Origin of the sequence: Shewanella sp. Choline-02u-19, assembly GCF_002836205.1 — a bacterium.
In the GTDB taxonomy this organism is placed as follows: domain Bacteria; phylum Pseudomonadota; class Gammaproteobacteria; order Enterobacterales; family Shewanellaceae; genus Shewanella.
The window spans coordinates 1813271-1830228 of record NZ_PJBE01000013.1 but is presented as its reverse complement, the minus strand read 5'-3'; the positions used below and the strand labels follow the sequence as shown (position 1 = coordinate 1830228).

General features: G+C 41.3%; 12 protein-coding genes. 6 read left to right on the top strand and 6 right to left on the bottom strand.

Annotation, left to right across the window (positions count from 1 at the left end):
- Positions 1–73: 73 nt before the first annotated feature.
- Positions 74–3157: an efflux RND transporter permease subunit gene (locus CXF83_RS14660; protein ID WP_101091180.1), complete on the bottom strand. Its 3084-nt coding sequence runs from the start codon at positions 3155–3157 to the stop codon at positions 74–76.
- 4 nt (positions 3158–3161) lie between these two features.
- Entirely contained in the window at positions 3162–4325 is a 1164-nt protein-coding gene (locus CXF83_RS14655; protein WP_157822909.1) for an efflux RND transporter periplasmic adaptor subunit, read from the bottom strand.
- Between the two features lie 347 nt (positions 4326–4672).
- Between CXF83_RS14655 and CXF83_RS14650 the strand changes: the two genes are divergently transcribed.
- The 5 genes from CXF83_RS14650 (at position 4673) to CXF83_RS14630 (ending at position 9620) form a co-directional block, all read left to right on the top strand.
- Positions 4673–5152: a hypothetical protein gene (locus tag CXF83_RS14650; RefSeq protein ID WP_101091177.1), complete on the top strand. Its 480-nt coding sequence runs from the start codon at positions 4673–4675 to the stop codon at positions 5150–5152.
- 76 nt (positions 5153–5228) lie between these two features.
- The gene (locus CXF83_RS14645) at positions 5229–5567 is read left to right on the top strand and encodes a hypothetical protein (RefSeq protein WP_101091175.1); all 339 of its coding nucleotides are present in this window, start codon (positions 5229–5231) and stop codon (positions 5565–5567) included.
- Positions 5568–5722: 155 nt separating this feature from the next.
- On the top strand, positions 5723–7270 hold the full coding sequence (locus tag CXF83_RS14640; protein WP_101091173.1) for a winged helix-turn-helix domain-containing protein: 1548 nt from the start codon (positions 5723–5725) through the stop codon (positions 7268–7270).
- Positions 7271–7786: 516 nt separating this feature from the next.
- The gene (locus CXF83_RS14635; RefSeq protein WP_232775117.1) at positions 7787–8464 is read left to right on the top strand and encodes a potassium channel family protein; all 678 of its coding nucleotides are present in this window, start codon (positions 7787–7789) and stop codon (positions 8462–8464) included.
- A 13-nt stretch (positions 8465–8477) separates the two neighbouring features.
- On the top strand, positions 8478–9620 hold the full coding sequence (locus CXF83_RS14630; protein ID WP_232775116.1) for an AI-2E family transporter: 1143 nt from the start codon (positions 8478–8480) through the stop codon (positions 9618–9620).
- A gap of 103 nt (positions 9621–9723) precedes the next feature.
- Here CXF83_RS14630 and CXF83_RS14625 read toward each other — a convergent pair whose 3' ends face one another.
- The 4 genes from CXF83_RS14625 to CXF83_RS14610 form a co-directional block, all read right to left on the bottom strand.
- A complete protein-coding gene (locus tag CXF83_RS14625; protein ID WP_101091169.1) occupies positions 9724–10044 on the bottom strand; it encodes a YdbL family protein in 321 nt (106 codons plus the stop codon).
- Between the two features lie 24 nt (positions 10045–10068).
- Entirely contained in the window at positions 10069–10269 is a 201-nt protein-coding gene (locus CXF83_RS14620; RefSeq protein ID WP_101091168.1) for a YnbE family lipoprotein, read from the bottom strand.
- Positions 10270–10364: 95 nt separating this feature from the next.
- A complete protein-coding gene (locus CXF83_RS14615; RefSeq protein WP_101091166.1) occupies positions 10365–13589 on the bottom strand; it encodes a YdbH domain-containing protein in 3225 nt (1074 codons plus the stop codon).
- A gap of 474 nt (positions 13590–14063) precedes the next feature.
- The gene (locus tag CXF83_RS14610) at positions 14064–14909 is read right to left on the bottom strand and encodes a D-hexose-6-phosphate mutarotase (protein ID WP_101091164.1); all 846 of its coding nucleotides are present in this window, start codon (positions 14907–14909) and stop codon (positions 14064–14066) included.
- A 206-nt stretch (positions 14910–15115) separates the two neighbouring features.
- Here CXF83_RS14610 and CXF83_RS14605 point away from each other — a divergent pair, with 206 nt between their 5' ends.
- Positions 15116–16906 (top strand): acyl-CoA dehydrogenase C-terminal domain-containing protein, encoded by a 1791-nt coding sequence (locus CXF83_RS14605; RefSeq protein ID WP_101091162.1) that lies wholly within the window; start codon positions 15116–15118, stop codon positions 16904–16906.
- Positions 16907–16958: the final 52 nt, after the last annotated feature.

Sequence of the window (16958 nt, the reverse complement as noted above, 5' to 3'; positions counted from 1 at the left end):
GCAAGGCTCTAGGCTTTATTGGTTTGACCTTACTTATTAAGGTCGCACTGAGATCATCTTCCTAAGACTTTATCTACGCTGTAGCGTCTGTTTTCGCAGGGTTACTTTGGTCTGTCACTTCAATGTCTTGTCTATGGTCTTGTGCCAAGAAGGTATAAACCGTTGGCAATACAAACAATGTAAACAAGGTACCAATTGACATACCGACGGTGATCACCAAACCAATGGCAAAACGACTTTCTGCGCCAGCGCCAACAGCAACTAACAAAGGTACTACACCAATGACCATGGCGGCAGTTGTCATCAATACTGGTCTGAGTCGCACTGCAGCAGCTTTAACGGCAGCTTCGCGTTTACTGTAACCATTTTCAGCTTGAAGTTGGTTAGCAAACTCAACAATCAAGATCCCGTGCTTACTGATGAGGCCGATTAAGGTAACCAGACCGACCTCGGTATAGATATTTAAGGTATCAAGACCTAAGTACAATGGGATCATGGCACCAAAAATAGACAGTGGCACACTGGTCAATACGACAAGTGGGTCACGAAAACTTTCAAACTGCGCAGCTAATACTAAGTAAATAATAATAATAGCTAAGAAGAATGTCGCTATTAGTGATGAACCTTCATCTAAGAACTGACGCAGCTGCCCAGAAGCATCTGTGCTATACGACTTAGGTAATATTTGCTCTGCAGCTTCAGCCATCACAGTATAGGCTTCACCAATACTGACTCCAGGCATCATTTTAGCTTCAATCATCGCGCTGTTTAGTTGCTGGAACTGATCAACCGCTGATGGTTGAACACTCTTGGTAATGGTGACTAATGACGCTAATGACACCATCTGTTCATTTGCTGATTTGACGTAGTACTGCGTTAAGTCTTTTGCAATTCGGCGGTCATCTTGTGGTACTTGAGTAATGACCTGATAGCTGCGTTCGTTCAAGGCAAAGTAGTTGACGAAACCTTCACTTAAATAACGTGATAACACTAAACCAATTTGTTGCGTATCAACATTCATTAATGCGGCTTTGTCGCGATCAATACTGACTTCAATCTGTGGCTTACTAAAGTCTAAATCATTCTGAACATAGATGAATTTTCCGCTCTTGATTGCGTAATCTTTCATTTTTTCAGCGTACTGATACAGATCTTTATAGGTACCCGTCGGTGTTTTTAAGATCATTTGAAACGGCAAACCTTGCGCTGTTCCAGGTAAATCTGGTGGCGAGAAAGTATAAACTTGCAGGCCTGGAATGGTCTTAATGTCACTTTGGAAACGGGTCATGATATCTTTTGCTGAGGCATCACGTTCACTCCAGTCTTTGAGTACTGCAAGGCCAAAGAATGTTTGGTCATTTTGGTAACCATTCACCATCATATCCATATCTTTTTCTAGATACGTATCAACAAGCTGCGTTAATGGTTGGGTAAAGTGGTTCAAGTAATTAGTATTAGAGGTTGTTGGACCTTTACCCATCATGATCATCACGCCTTGATCTTCCTGTGGCGCAAGCTCTGAAGCGGTATGAGTAAACATAAATACCAATGCTATCAAAATGGTTGCGGCAAATGGCCATACCAACTTACGGTTATCGATGACGACATTCAGCATTCGAGTGTAATGTTGAGTGACAACTTCAATAACGCCATCAATCTTTTTAACCAGCTTTCCTTCAAGCGTCTTTTGCGATAATACTTTTGAACACATCATCGGCGTTAAAGTCAGTGCTAAAAATCCTGAGATAAGCACGGCACCTACCAGGGTAAATGCAAACTCGGTAAACAACTTACCGGTCAAGCCGCCCATGAAACCAATTGGGGCATACACTGCAGCCAAGGTAATTGTCATAGCGAATACTGGGCCTGCGATTTCACGGGCACTAATAATGGCTGCTTTGACAGGGTCTGTGCCATCTTCCAAGTGACGGAAGGTGTTTTCAACCACAACAATGGCATCATCAACAACCAGTGAAATGGCTAATACCATAGCCAATAGCGTCAAAATATTAATACTAAAACCCATTGCCAGCATAAAAAACATGGAGCCAATAAGAGACAGTGGTATCGTCACTAACGGGATCATCATTGCACGCATCGAACCTAGGAATGCAAAGATGACAATAACCACGATAAGAGCAGCTTCCATCAGTGTTTTTGCCACCTCATCTATCGAAGTCTGAATATATTTGGTTGAGTCATAAACGACATCCGCTTTCATTCCAGCAGGCAAACTATCAATAATGCTCGGTAAAACAGTATAAACATCGGCAGCCACAGTCAGTGGATTTGAGTTCGATGTGTTGCTTATTGCAGTCAGTACGGCTGGCTTACCATTAAAGTTAACCACTGAATCATAACTATTGGCACCTAGCTCTACTGTTGCAACATCTTCCATATGGATCAGGCGACCATCACTCGCTTTTAATGCTATGTGCTTAAATTCAGCGACAGACGATGCGTCAGTATGCGCATTAATATCGACTTCTATAAACTGGTCTTTCACTTTACCTGCAGCACTTACCGCATTGTTGCCTTTAATAGCATTCTGTACATCAGCAGCTGTGATCCCAAAGGCAGCCATTTTGGTTGGATTTAACCAAATTCGCATCGCAAAATCACGCTGACCTAGGATATCTGTTTTCGATACGCCGCTGACGGTTGAGATAGTCGGCTTAACGACACGGCTAATGTAATCAGAGATCTGCTCGGTCGCTAATGTGTCACTGGAAAATGACAAATAAAGGATCGGTGATTGTGACGTCGATTTTAAAATACTAGGGTCCAATACGCCTGCAGGCAGACGGTACTTAACTTGTTGTACCAATGACAGTATCTCTGTTAGTGCTTTATCTGACGGGTAATCTAGTTTTAAATATACTGTGATAAGTGATTTGCCCAAGCTACTGTCTGAAGTCATATAGTCAATACCTGCCGTTTGCGCTATTTGCGCTTGCAATGGCTGAGTGACATAACCTTGTACACTTGATGCACTGGCACCTGGGTATTGAGTGGTAATGGTAATAACACCCGTTTCTAGCTCTGGGTATTGTCTTACTTGCATCATGCCAAAGGCTTTAAGGCCTAACACGAGTAACATCAGGCTTAATACTGTAGCCAGCACTGGGCGCTTAATAAATAGGTCGGTAAATTTCATCTTATTATTTCTCGCCTTTGTTAGCAGTCGTTGATGCTGTTTGAGTGAATGGGCGGCTGTTGTTTACTAGTACCTGCGCTCCATCTTTTAAAGACTGTGTATTGGATGTAATGATTAGCTCTCCGGCTTTTAGTCCTGATGTCACACCGACTAGACCGTTTCGTTCGCCACCGGTTGTTACTGATCGTCGCTCAACCTTGTATTCAAATAACTTATCATTCTCTTTACTGACGATTTTCGAGCCCGCTTTTAATACATATACCGCATCACCATAAAGTGAATAAGTCACCGCGATATTGGGTACTGGGATGACAGCTATCTCAATTGCAGTATCAATACTGGCTTCGATATACATACCTGAGATAAATGAAACCTTCTTGGTATTCTCGCTCTGATCTACTTTTGCACGGATATCCAAGTTATGTGATTGGCTATCGACTGAAGGTTGGATAGCCGAAATGCGAGCCACGAAATTCTGACCTTTATAGGTATCGGTGCTGAAGGTCACTGTTTGACCCAAAGCAACATTGGCGAGCTGTATTTCAGGTATTGAAAAGTCGATATATTGCTCGTCCAAATTTTGTAGCTCGACCACGGTCGTTCCTGGCTGAATAAAGTCTCCTTTATTCACTTGTCTAATGCCGACTCGGCCAGAGAATGGTGCTTTAACCTGCATAAAATCTATTTGCGTTTTAATATATTCGACGTCTGCTTGGCTTGTTGCTAGCGTTGCTGCAGCAGTATCAACGGAATCTTGCGATGTGCTGTGAGTTTTTAGTAATTTTAATTGACGCTTATATTCTATTTGCGATAATTTTAAATTAGCAATGCTTGTTTTTGCATTAGCTTGTAATAGTCGGTCGTCTAATTGAAGTAACACGCTGCCTTGCTTTACTATGTCGCCAGAGCTAAAGGATATACTGCGTATTTGCCCTGATAGTTGTGGAGTAATATTAACTTGTTGGTCGGCTGTAATATGACCAACTGCAGCAATATTTTGCTTCCAGTCATTACTTTTTACAGTGAAAGAGGTTACCGCAGCTGGAGCTGGCTTGTAGGCTGCAAGTTTAGCTTTAATCATATGTTGTTTAAATGAGTTAAAACCAAATACAACAACAATAATAGTGAGCATAGATGCTGCACTGATAAGGGTAGCTTTCTTAGACATTGTGTTCTCGCTTATATAAAGGGTGTCGATAACGCATCTATTAATCAATAGACTCATAACTTGACGCTAGGTTAACGCTGTTATCAGATAAAGAAATAAGCAAAAAATAACGGTTTCATAAAAGATATATTGATTGATTGTTGGTCATGTGGAATCTACGTAAAGAAAAATATTACTGCATCTGTATGATGACCATGCCTGTTGGTTAAGTCCTTTATATACAGTAACTTGATATATAAAATTCAAGTTTTATGTATTGTTTATACTTGCTTGATGTATCGTACGCTCAATGGCCTAAAATTCTTCCCAAGCTAACAAGGGTTAGTTATTCACTTTTAGGAATTACCATGAAAACACTTATTAATAACTCTAGTATTATGAATCAAAAAGTTATCCGTTCAGCATCAATTGCTTTACTCGCTTTTGTCTCTTTATCTTCGTCAGCAGCAAGCCTTAATAATAACAAACATGATTTGACTATCTTTAATAAAGAGATGAATCAGCTTGAGCAAGTTGAAATTAATAACAACATATATGTGGCTACTGTGTCCGATTCTTTTGAAGATATCACCGAAGCTACCGAATATATGTCTGAGTACGTATTAATAAAGAGAGTGACTGATAAAGAAGCTGTTGAAATGGGATTGTATGAAACTAAATCCTACTATATATATAGCGTTAATGGACTGAAGAACCTAACTGACAATGTTGAGAAACATCTGAAGAATGATGAACCAACATATTTTTCTACAACACTGTTAAAAGGTGATAAATATTATCAAGGTTTTAGTGAGTATATCGCCAAAGTCACTGAATATAGCCTTTAACTCATTTTAAAAAGTCATCTATTTATTGAGATTGATTTTATTGTAAATTTTTAAATTAAATCGTAATGGAAACATCATGAAAAAAACCATCATACTTACTTTATTACTGGTTACCTTTAGCTCATCAAGTTTTGCTGCTTGCCGTTGGGTCAACGGAAGTCGTTATTGTGGTAACAGCAACACCGTTGTGGTTAATAAACACCATAGCGTAGTGGTAACGCCAGGTTATCAAGCCAATCCATGGGCCGCCTTTGGCGCTGTCGTGGGGGCGGCGATTATTATAGATGCTGCGACAGGGCAACCCAAAGTTGAGGGCAAACAGTCCATTGTAGTTGAAACTAAGCTGATTGAAGCGGGCAAGGTAGATGTCGTTGATAAAGGCAACGAAGTGGTCTTTATCAAAGGTATTGGCTAGCAAATATCTTTTTAGCCCATAAGCTAACACTCTGAGTATAGAGTCCCCTAAACTGCTTCAGTTTGAATATGGAGCAGTGCGAGGGGGCTAGGTTATTGATATTTGTTCAAAACAGCCTAGTATAAGCCTATAGAGAGAACATGCTAGGACGCTAAATGACAAAGCAAAGTTATAGGATAGATAATTGGTTTTTTATTCCTCACGAAAATAAACTTATCCTCGATGAGCAAGAGATATTAATCGACAATCGCTTATCCAATTTGCTACTTTTTCTATGTCAGAATCCTAAAGCGACCTTAAGTCGTGATGAAATTATCGATCACGTTTGGAAGGGATCAATTCTTACCGACCAAGTCATCACCCAAGCCATATTCGAATTACGAAAAATACTTAAAACCAATAACCTACACCTTCAAGGTTATATCATCACTGTGCCCAAAAGAGGCTACAAGCTTGATATTGACGTTGAAACTATTTCAGCGCCATTTAAGCCATTATTAGCATTACAAGAGACTGCAAGCGGTACAACGACGGGATCTGTAGCCTCAGATGCTGTTGCGACGGCTTTGCCATTGCAAGCAGCATCAATTGAAGCTGAAACAAACGACGCAATAGCAACGCAGATGAAGCTTGGTAAAGATAAAAAATTTGAGTTTAGACTGTCAACCATTGTCGCCTCTGTCGGGGGCGTTATTGCATTAACTGCTGCTTTGGTTTTTTATCTTAGCCCGTCAATGGTTAAGCCTGTGCCGACTCAGACAAGTCAATATATTGCGTTAGAGCCACGATTTATTCAGGCATCAATCGATAATCAACTTGTAAATGCTAACTTGCAGAACGGTATTATATTTAAGGTCATTGAATACCTTAAATATAATGTTAATTATCGTGTTTCCTTTAACGCTCAAGATGAAGCGATGGCGGCAAAAGTGGTGTCTTTTATCGTCACTAATGAAAATGGAATTGACTATGTTAACGTCGAATATCTTAATAAAATCTCCAATTATCAGCATTTAGATAGAAAGTACCCTATCAGTGAAAATCATTTAAAACACAGTATTAAGGTTATGTTAGACGATATTTTAGATGCATTTAATATCGATATTGCTAATGCGGATATTGACCAAGTGCTGGCTGCAATGCCCAATGATCCACAAGCATTAGCTTACTCGCTAGAAGCCATTGGCGCATTGCATAGTTCGAAAAATCAGTTTGATTCCGTTTTAATTTTGCAAAAAGCACTGGATATTGAACCTAGTAATCACTATTTGATATCGATGAGTTATATCTACCAAATGACGATAGCCTACCTTGATAAGTCTAACTTAGCACTCGATGAAATAAAGGCCCTTAATAATGAGTTTGAGCTAGTTATTGCTGATCTAATCGCAGAGCCTGCTTCTTTTAAAGTATACGAAGCACTGGCGTTACACGCACTTTCAAAAGACTTACCGATTGAAGCAGTGCAGTACCTGAATAAAATCCCCCACACTCATAACACCATAATGACCTTTATTTTGCGGGCAAAATTATCTGAATCTTTTGGCAACCCAGCCTCTGCAGAAGAGTTCTATTATCAAGCTTTGCATGAATCTGGTACTCCTAGAGTTTTAGATTTTGCTGAAAGTCTATTATTTTACAGTGACTTGAGTAAAATGAAAAGCAAAATAAATAGCACTTTAACAACAGATCTAACTGATTAAAGTTATTAGGTTATAACAATGCAGTGCTTTTTACCGGGTGGGGATGACATTTACGGCGCTAACGTTTAGCAATGCCATGCCTAAGTACTGCCTCTTATTTTCTAGTTTATTCACTATCAATCAAAGTCCCATAGTTTTAATTTATTACTCGGTTATTTTACGATTGGCTCGATTATCAATCGTGCCGTTGATTGGACAACATATGCTAACGGCCAATCAATGGGCTCACTTAGCCGTTAAGTTTTCCTGTTGCTTGCTCACGCTGCGTGCTCATAAGTCATACTCTTGTCGTTATATCTCGACCTAGCATCTCAGATGGACTTCTCTTTTTGCTACAGGATTTTATTTTTAGGTGCTTTGTTTGGCTAAGCCAGTGGTTTTCAATTTTTAATGGTACTTTTCCGATTAACGGCCTGATTATGTCAGATTAAACATTGACCTATGTGAATTTTGTGCGATGTTTAATAGGGAGTTTGATAAGGTCAGTCATAACAATGTATTTAGGGAGTTTTTAGCGTGCTTGAGCGCAAAATTAATAAGCATAATAACTTTTACTACATGACCGCAGCGCTGGTTGTGCTTTTATTGAGTGCATCACTTGTACGTACTGTTGCTGATGGAATGCTTGAGTCTATTCTGGAAGGTATTATCGGGGTCACTTTCTTAGTGTGTGTCGTTAGCCTGGGTGTTGATAAAAGTTGGAAACACTTTATGCAAACGCTGATTGTGGTTTGGGTTGCAGCCATATTGGTTAAAAGGTTTGTCGTTGTTCCTCATCTAGATTTGCTCATGCTAGTGCTTATGTTTGCCTTTTTTTGGGGCACGTTTAGCTCTATTTCAAAGCAAATATTATTCTCTGGTTCAGTCGATACCAATAAAGTTGTTGGTTCGATTGCACTATTTTTACTGCTTGGTCTACAGTGGGCTTTGATCTATTTACTCGTATTAGCTTTTTCACCTGATGCTTTTACGGGGGTTGAACAGATACCTTGGGGGCAAAATTTTTCTAAAATGGCCTACTTTAGTTTTGTAACATTAACCACTTTAGGCTATGGCGATATTAGCCCCAATACGCCTTTCGCTCAGGTAGTGGTTTATATGGAGGCAATTGCCGGTGTGTTTTATATGGCAATTGTTGTTGCGAGTTTAGTGAGTGCTGGATTGGCTCAAAAAGAGACAGAACAGGAACCTTAATATGGAAAACCCGATGCAGCATAATCAAAGTAAATTGTTCGTTAGCAACATGATGGAATCCGCTATCCGTATAGGCTTGCTATTTATCTTGATAGTGTGGACTTACGATATTATAAAACCATTTGTTATCCCTGTGCTTTGGGGGGCGATTATCGCAGTGGCATTGATGCCTTTGACAAACAAATTAGAAAAAGCACTTAAAGGACGACGTGGTCTAGCGGCAACCATACTAGCTTTAGCTGGAATCACTTTGCTTATAGCGCCGTTTGTGATTGTTTCTAGTTCATTGATTGACGGAATAAGTCATACAATTAATGTGTTGCAGTCTGGAGAGATTAAGATCCCTGGCCCCACTCAGAGGGTTGCTGATATCCCCTTAATTGGTGATAAGTTATATGATGCATGGGCGCTATTTTCGACAAACCTTGAAAAAGCCGTTATTCATTTTCTACCGCAAATTAAATCAACTGTTGGCACCATGGCGGGAGTATTAGGCAGTGGAGTCGGCACACTGGTGATGTCTGTGATCTCCTTAGCGATAGCGGGCGGCTTTATGGCCCATGCTGAAAAATCAGCTGCTGCAGTAAGCACCGTTGCTGTAAAAGTTGTTGGCAAACATGGTGAGGAGTGGACCAGTTTAACCGCTGCGACGATTCGGAGCGTGTTGCTAGGCGTTGTGGGGGTTGCATTTATACAAGCGGTACTGATTGGCTCTGCGTTATTCACTTTTAGTATTCCTGCTGCAGGTTTATTTACTTTTATTATCTTTATTCTTGGAATTGCACAGCTTCCGCCGTTATTGGTGGTGTTACCGTTAATTTTTTATGTCTTTTCAACTCAAGACTCTACACCTGCAACCATATTTACCGTTTGGGTGCTCATCGCGGGTGTGTCTGACAGCTTTTTGAAGCCGATGTTGATGGGACGTGGAGTTGATGTGCCTATGCCCGTTATTTTAATTGGTGCTATTGGAGGCATGATCAGCGCAGGTATTATCGGACTATTCCTCGGGGCGGTTGTATTGGCTATTTGGTATGAATTGTTTATTACCTGGCTTAACACTGAAGATGGTCGTGTCAAAGCAACAGTACCGGATAATGACGATGTGAATAAACCTTTGGTGAGTGCAGCACCTCATAATGCTACAGATGAATAACGCTTACTTTTAGGCACATGATGCAACAAAAAAAGCCCGTGTAATACGGGCTTTTTTAATTCCAAATCGAGTCTTAGCTTTAACTAAAACGGGCGGGGATTAGTTATTTTTTGATCCATTTGCCGCGCGTATTTTGAATGTATTGGCCTTTTTTAGTCGCTTTAATGGCTTTTTCCGCCGCGAGTTTAGCAACATCATTCACAGAAATACTGTTCTTTTTGGCTATTTTTTGATAGTGAGACTTACGCTTGGCGTTAATTGAACTGACCAAGGTTTTAGCATCAGAGGTCTCTTTTACAAGCCCTAAGTAACCATTTGTTTGCTCACCTACGAATCCCTGTGCTTTTGCATCTTGCAGCGAAATAGCCAAGGCATTGAAGCTAAGTAATAGGCTAGCAAACAGTACTAATATTTTAGATTTCATTGATTACTCCTTTTTATCCTTAGGTTAAAAAAGTTCATCATCGGCGAGTAACTCATCGAGTTCTTTGTCGATTTTAATTTTAATTTCATGTTCTATTTTGACATTGAGATTAATGACGATGGGTTTATCTGGAGGCTCAATTTTAACCGTAGGACTGCAGCCGACTAAGGCATAGGTTGCAATGAGTATGCTCAGAGTCGATTTAGGGATATTAAATATCTTCAATGACTTATCCTTACTTCATAATAAAAGGGTAGAGTAAATAATCCTTGGCTTGATGTCATCTAGATTAAACAGATTTACCTTTTACGCCAATCGTTTTATTGCTGTATTGAATTTTCAATCTGGTTTTGCAAATTATTACCAATTTGCAAACTTTTAAGTAACTGTAACATGTTCTCTTCTTGAGAATAGTTCAAGTGGATAGGGCGTTCAATGCCGCGGCTTTGGCCTTTGACATTAACTTTGAGTATGGCATTGCCCAGAGAGTCCATATCAAAACTGCTGGATAACTCTGAATAAGCTAAGTGTTCTAATGCTGAAAAGGCGAATTCAAGATAGGGCTGACTCAAGCGCATTTGATCAACAGCAGGGTTGCCACTGACCGCGATGAGTCCACCGGGCGCTCTCGCTGCTATCTGCCCTCCAGCGATGGCAGCGTGGCCGTTTTCAAGCGTGACAGGCAGTACGGCATCAAAAATACCATCAGCGTAAACACCAACCTGAGGTTGAACCGCGAGTAGTTCCTCAAGATCAATATGTTGTAAAACAAAATAAGCAGATGAAGGCTGCTTTAAATTCAATTGAAATTGGGGAATAAGTAACTGACCATTAAGTAAGTCCCCCTTCGCCGTGAGGCTGATAGATGCCTGTTTAATACCGAGTAGCTCAGCAGGTAAAGCCAGCTTATGTTGGCTACTACTGTTTGACTCTGCTGTAGGCTGGTTGGAATCAGTGCTAAAAGAGACGGCCGCTTTTGCCTCAATGTCTGTCATTAACACGCCTGGATTGAAAGCCAGTAATGACAGTTTTATATCATCACAACTAAAGCTGCTAGTGCTGTTTTTGGCTTGAACTTGTTGCCAGTCATATTGACATTGGGTCTTCATATTACCGCCTTCGAAGGGCAAATTCGCGAAGCTGCCTTCAATATCGGTAACATTGGGTTCTAGGGTCAGAGCGAAGCTGGTGTCTTTGTTGCTGTTTAATCGGTAATGCATGTTTAGCGCTGCATTTCCGTTAAGGTCAATTGATTCAGGTAATGAATTACTCTGGCTAAAAAAGGCAATAATAGGTTCAAAATCACTATTAATTTGCCAATCCCCCTCTAATTGGAACTGGCTAAGAGTGCTCTTTAATGGAAGATAATGGTGTTGACTCGACAGATCTAAGCCATTTATCAGCCAAGTCTCATCGGTACTGAGTTGGCCAGAATCCAGATCAAGTTGCTGGCTTAGTTCAACTTGCTTTAAATGCAATAACGTTTGTTTTGTTAGTGGGCGTGCTTTTTTTATCTTAGCTGATTTTTTTGATTTCAACGCTAGAGCCGATTTATCTAGTACTAGGTTTTCTATCGATAAGTGAAGTTGGTTGATCTGTTTCTGCCGCATTAATTGGGTGATAAAAGGGTGTGAGTTGTTCGAGTCCAACGACAAAGAGATTGGCGCATTTAGCGCTATGTCTATTGTGTCGATAAACAGTTGATAATCAATTTGCTGTTCATCATTATTTTTTTGGCTTAGTTCAGCGCTGTTAACGTGGTAATGCAATGTTGGTATGGAAATGTGGGTTTGTCCGTTTGCAAAACGGTATTCAGCAGCAGAATCCCACAATAACTGGGTTTCAGCAATATTCGCGGTGAGCAAGGGATCATGCTGATTATCAAGATTAACGTTGTTCGGCGAGAGCGTTATCCCTTGAGTTAGCTGAGAAGCTTGAGGTAGGACGCTGACTTTATATGCCGACTTGCCCTGTTTTTTTATCGCTGAAAATTGCCCCTGTAGCGCAAGGGAAGCATTGTCGATTGCAACTTTGTAAGGTAACTTTGCTAACGTTGGCCACAGCGTATTAATGGTTATATTTTGTTGATGGCTCGCCTGTAGTTGCCACCCAAAAGCCAATTGATAGTCACCCTGCTGCGCTGTGGGAGTATTTGCTAATGTGGATTGTGATTCGTAGTCAATATCTTGAAAAAGAGCCACAGCGGCTAGTTTGGTATTTTCAATCGCAACTGACAACGTAGGCAACGATAAAGCCTTATCGTTAAGCTGGTAAACCAGCGGCGATGCCACTTTGATGCGTAATACAGGGCCTATTTTAGACGGACTTGTACCACTATTTGATGACAAGACTTGATATAGATGAGCCAGTGCGGCCTCTAGAGGAGCATCATCAAGGTGGTTTAATAAAATGGCTAGCTGATGGGGAACTGCACTTTTATGACTTGTCGCCAAAAGTTGCTTGTTCAATGCTATCGGTAACTCAAAAGGCTGCAAGGTCAGTTGCAAATCGGCAAGGTGCCCGTCGATGTTGAATGCCAGTTGCCCCCGCTGTTTTAACGGTGCTCGCGACGTGATTTTTTTGGCAGAGAGAGCATGATTACTGTCGTTTACCATTAGAGTTGGAGTAAGTTGTAACCCGGCTAACGCATTCAGTCTTATTTGTAGCTGACTTAACCGATGCTTTGATTGTAACTGCCCCGATTTTATTGCCAATGTGATGGTTGAATCTAACGTTGCATTGAGTTCAATTCGCTGCGCTTGAATTGCGGTTTGCAGGGCATATAAGGGGGCAAGTAAGCTGCTGTCTTGTTGGGTGTCAGTATTCGCATCAGCATTGGTATCACTAAATGATGGAAATAAAGCAGTTTCAGCGGCACGAATATCAGCGCTAAATACCTGTAGTTGAGTCAAATCGAGACGCGTAGTGGCGCGCCACTCCGAAGATGATAGTTGTGCTTTCAGAGCAAGAACTGAATGCTGGTTATGACTAATTTCACTGCTAAAATGACCATTTTGATCAAGCGTCAGGTGTTCTAAAGCCATATTGAGTTTAGCGGCTGTAACTCCTTTGATAGTGAACTGTGTTTGTCCTATTTGTATTTCGGGCAAGGCTGTAAAGTCGAGCGCCATTGTGGGCCCTGAGTCATTATTGGGTGTTGCTGAATGACGTAACACGCCTGGGTCTAGTTGTACCTTGAGGCTTTTGGCTGAAAGCGAGCGTAAATCGGCAACGCTTAATGCCCAAAAGGCAGCGTCTTGCCCAAGGACAATATCCAGCTCTGTAATCTCAATATTGCTATTATTGACCGTCAAGGAAACAAATGGCACTTGCCAATGCGTGAATGTCAGCGGCTTAACGCTAAGTTGTTCAATTTGCATTTGGTAAGGTTGTAAAAAATGATTAGCCAGCTTGATAGTTAAGCGCTGATAATTCCAGCCGACATAGAGTGCCGTCATTAAGGTTGCGCTTAATACAATACCGAATGATATCGACAATAAGCGACGGGCTGTTTGGCTAAATGTCTTTGGTACCGACTGTTGCACTCGTTACACTCTCTAAGCTTACTCACGTTTATCTATATTAACGCTAATTGCGGCTATATTTAGTGGGCTGATTCTAGCATCTTATTCCAATTATATTAAGTATTTGACCCATTCATAGCGCCTCAGACTTTTCAATTTAAGCCACTGCAAAGCAGAAGTGCTAAGCAATTGCATCTATCGACTGCTAAGGCTACGTCTAGCGCTTATTGTCATTTGCAGTCTTTATTAGGTTCGCGAGTTTGTTTTCATTGGCAATACCATGGGAAGTACTGCGCAATATTGGTTTTGGAGTTAGGTTATTTGCTGATTAATGGCACTGTTACATTCTATTGATTTAAAGCGGCAGTCGATTTGCTTGAAGACCAAAACAACCTAAAAATGCGGGGGGGAGTATGTTGAAATGGCTTAAATATCGATTGACGAACCTACATAAACTTGAGGACCAAAGTGCTATGTAGGTTCACTCCGTTAATGCTATTTCCAGCGAATATGGGTCGTTAATGTATGACTTTCATTTGGGGCTAAAGTGACTTTATCGTCAAGTACATTTGCAGCCTCCAGGCAGACCATTGTTAAGTAATCATCATCATTAAATCGAGATAAACGCTGAGATTTATCAATCCAAGGGTTCCACAATACTGCACTTTTACTGTTTTCACGGCTGACTTCGATGATGCCATCAACAGTATGTAATGCTTGTGTGCTGCCCAGTTCGGTATAAACGCGGTCTGTTTCGCGAGTGAAATCGACATGATCTTGTGCTTGAGGGAACGGGCCCTTAGCAAACTCTATGTAGTTAGCACCCTCAAACCCAGTGGCTTTTAATTGATGAATATCTTCAATAGGAAAATAGCTGTGCAAAGCTTGGGTTAAGCTCACATCATAATCAGCATGATTAATATTAGTAATACTTATTGAGAGTGTCTCATTAAGCCTAAATGACATCTCTACACTGGTGTTATGTGGCCAAAATTCTCTATCGTTGTCAGTCAGAGGTAAGCTGAGTTTTATCTCTACGGCATCTTCATCCATTTTGACCGAATCTAATGTCCAAATTCGAGTGCGCGCGAAACCATGTTGTGGAAAACCCGGCGTTGAACTCATGCCGAACCAAGGCCAACACACTGGCACTCCACCACGAATACCCATTCCTGGTTGATAATCATCAGCAGTTGATACCCATAAAAGAGGCTTTTTACCAGCAGGTTCAAAGTAGTCAATCTGCGCGCCTTGGAGAAAGATCCGCGCCTTGCAATGAGGGGTATTTATATCGACATATTCTAGACCGTTGGCGTGTTTTTTAGTGGTGACAAAACCCATGGAGACATGTCCTTTCAGAGAGTTAACGGGATAGATGATTTAGCTTAACCCGTTTTTACAAGTGAGATAAGGGCTATTTAAAGTGATTTTACGGTAACGCTGTTCTGATAAATAAACAAAGCAAAAATAATGCTGAGTTTTTGCTCAAATTTAGATAAGGTGGTCGGAGCACTGACCATAAAGACAATAATTAAAGGGATGACGCAATGCCAATTTATCAAGCACCATTACGTGACTATCAGTTTGTACTTAATGAATTGCTCGACATTTATAACCAAAAGGATTTAGCGGGTTTTGATGAGTTTGATCCAGAACTTATTGAAGCGGTATTGCAAGGTGTTGCTGATTTTACTACCGACATTATGTTGCCACTTAATGGTTCTGGAGATGTCGAAGGCTGTAAATTAGTCGATGGTAAAGTCGTTACCCCGAAAGGGTTTATCGATGCTTATCAGCAATATGTTGATAATGGTTGGGCTACACTGACTTGCGATCCTGAATATGGCGGTCAAGGGTTGCCTGAAGTCGTGGGTATATTTGCAACCGAGATGAAAACGGCCACTAATATGGCGTTTGCCATGTATCCAGGCCTTACGCATGGTGCCTACGCTGCTATTCATGTTCATGGAAGTGATAGCTTAAAGCGCAAGTATCTGGACAAGCTTGTCAGTGGTGAGTGGACTGGCACCATGAACCTGACAGAGTCTCATGCTGGTACCGATTTGGCATTACTGCGCACCAAAGCGATTCCCGCGGGAGAAGGTACGTTTGCCATTACGGGAGAGAAAATATTCATCTCCTCTGGCGATCATGACTTAACAGATAATATTATTCATTTAGTGTTGGCTAAATTACCTGATGCGCCTGAAGGTGTGAAGGGGATTTCGTTGTTTGCGGTGCCTAAAATATGGGTCAATGACGATGGCAGTTTCGGCGAGCCCAATACTTTATGTGCTGCGAGTCTTGAACATAAGATGGGGATCCATGGTAACTCGACTTGCGTGATGAACTTTGACGGTGCTATCGGTGAACTGGTCGGTGAACCGCATCAAGGTCTTCGTGCGATGTTTACTATGATGAACCAAGCAAGATTGGGTGTGGGTCTTCAAGGTCTTGGCGTCTCTGAAATTGCTTATCAAAATGCGTTAGCCTATGCCAAAGACCGTCTTCAAGGTCGCGCATTAAGTGGCGTAAAGCACAAGGAGTTGGCTGCTGATCCTATTCTGGTTCATGGTGATGTGCGTCGTATGCTGCTATCGCAAAAATCATTTAATGAAGGTGCCCGCGCACTGATGGGACAGCAAGCGCTTTGGCTTGATGAGGCAGAGCGTCACAGTGACCCACTACAAAGGAAGAAATCTTCTAAATTAGCGGCTTTATTCACACCGATTGTAAAAGGTTTTGTAACCGATCAAGGCTTTAAGGCCTGTGTTGATGCACAGCAAGTGTTTGGAGGGCATGGCTATATCCATGAGTGGGGCATGGAGCAGTATGTGCGTGATATTCGTATCTCAATGATTTACGAAGGTACCAATGGGGTACAAGCGCTTGATCTTGTTGGCCGAAAAATCATGTCTGATAAGGGGGCTGCATTAACATTATGGTCTGAAGAGGTTAAGGTGTTTATCCAAGCTAATCTTGGTAATGAAGCGATGAAACCACTGGTTTCAAGTTTGATGCTCGCGGCGGCAGATCTTGAAAAAGCCACGGCAATCATTGCCACTGAAGCGGCTGCAAAACCCGATGTGATAGGGGCGGCGTCATTTGCCTATATGCAACTATTGGGCATAACTTCTTTAGCATGGATGTGGGCGAGAACGGCTGAAAAAGCCTTAGCTGGCTTAGATAGCGCGAGTGAAGATACGGCATTTTATCAAAATAAGGTGAAAACAGCCCAGTTTTATATGGCCTATTGGGTTCCGCAAACGCGCAGCTTAGTGAAGCAGATTGAGTCTGCAAGTCAGATTATTTGTGAGTTCGATGAAGCTGACTTCTAGGCAACAAAGATAGCAAGCCAAAAGGTCAATGAGAAACCTATTACGCCGACGT

Bases quoted from the DNA above. Each gene is read 5' to 3' on its own strand.
- CXF83_RS14650 (WP_101091177.1), top strand. From the start codon at position 4,673: ATGAAAACACTTATTAATAACTCTAGTATTATGAATCAAAAAGTTATC.
- CXF83_RS14640 (WP_101091173.1), top strand. From the start codon at position 5,723: ATGACAAAGCAAAGTTATAGGATAGATAATTGGTTTTTTATTCCTCAC.
- CXF83_RS14655 (WP_157822909.1), bottom strand. From the start codon at position 4,325: ATGTCTAAGAAAGCTACCCTTATCAGTGCAGCATCTATGCTCACTATT.
- CXF83_RS14645 (WP_101091175.1), top strand. From the start codon at position 5,229: ATGAAAAAAACCATCATACTTACTTTATTACTGGTTACCTTTAGCTCA.
- CXF83_RS14610 (WP_101091164.1), bottom strand. From the start codon at position 14,909: ATGGGTTTTGTCACCACTAAAAAACACGCCAACGGTCTAGAATATGTC.
- CXF83_RS14630 (WP_232775116.1), top strand. From the start codon at position 8,478: ATGCAGCATAATCAAAGTAAATTGTTCGTTAGCAACATGATGGAATCC.
- CXF83_RS14625 (WP_101091169.1), bottom strand. From the start codon at position 10,044: ATGAAATCTAAAATATTAGTACTGTTTGCTAGCCTATTACTTAGCTTC.
- CXF83_RS14605 (WP_101091162.1), top strand. From the start codon at position 15,116: ATGCCAATTTATCAAGCACCATTACGTGACTATCAGTTTGTACTTAAT.
- CXF83_RS14660 (WP_101091180.1), bottom strand. From the start codon at position 3,157: ATGAAATTTACCGACCTATTTATTAAGCGCCCAGTGCTGGCTACAGTA.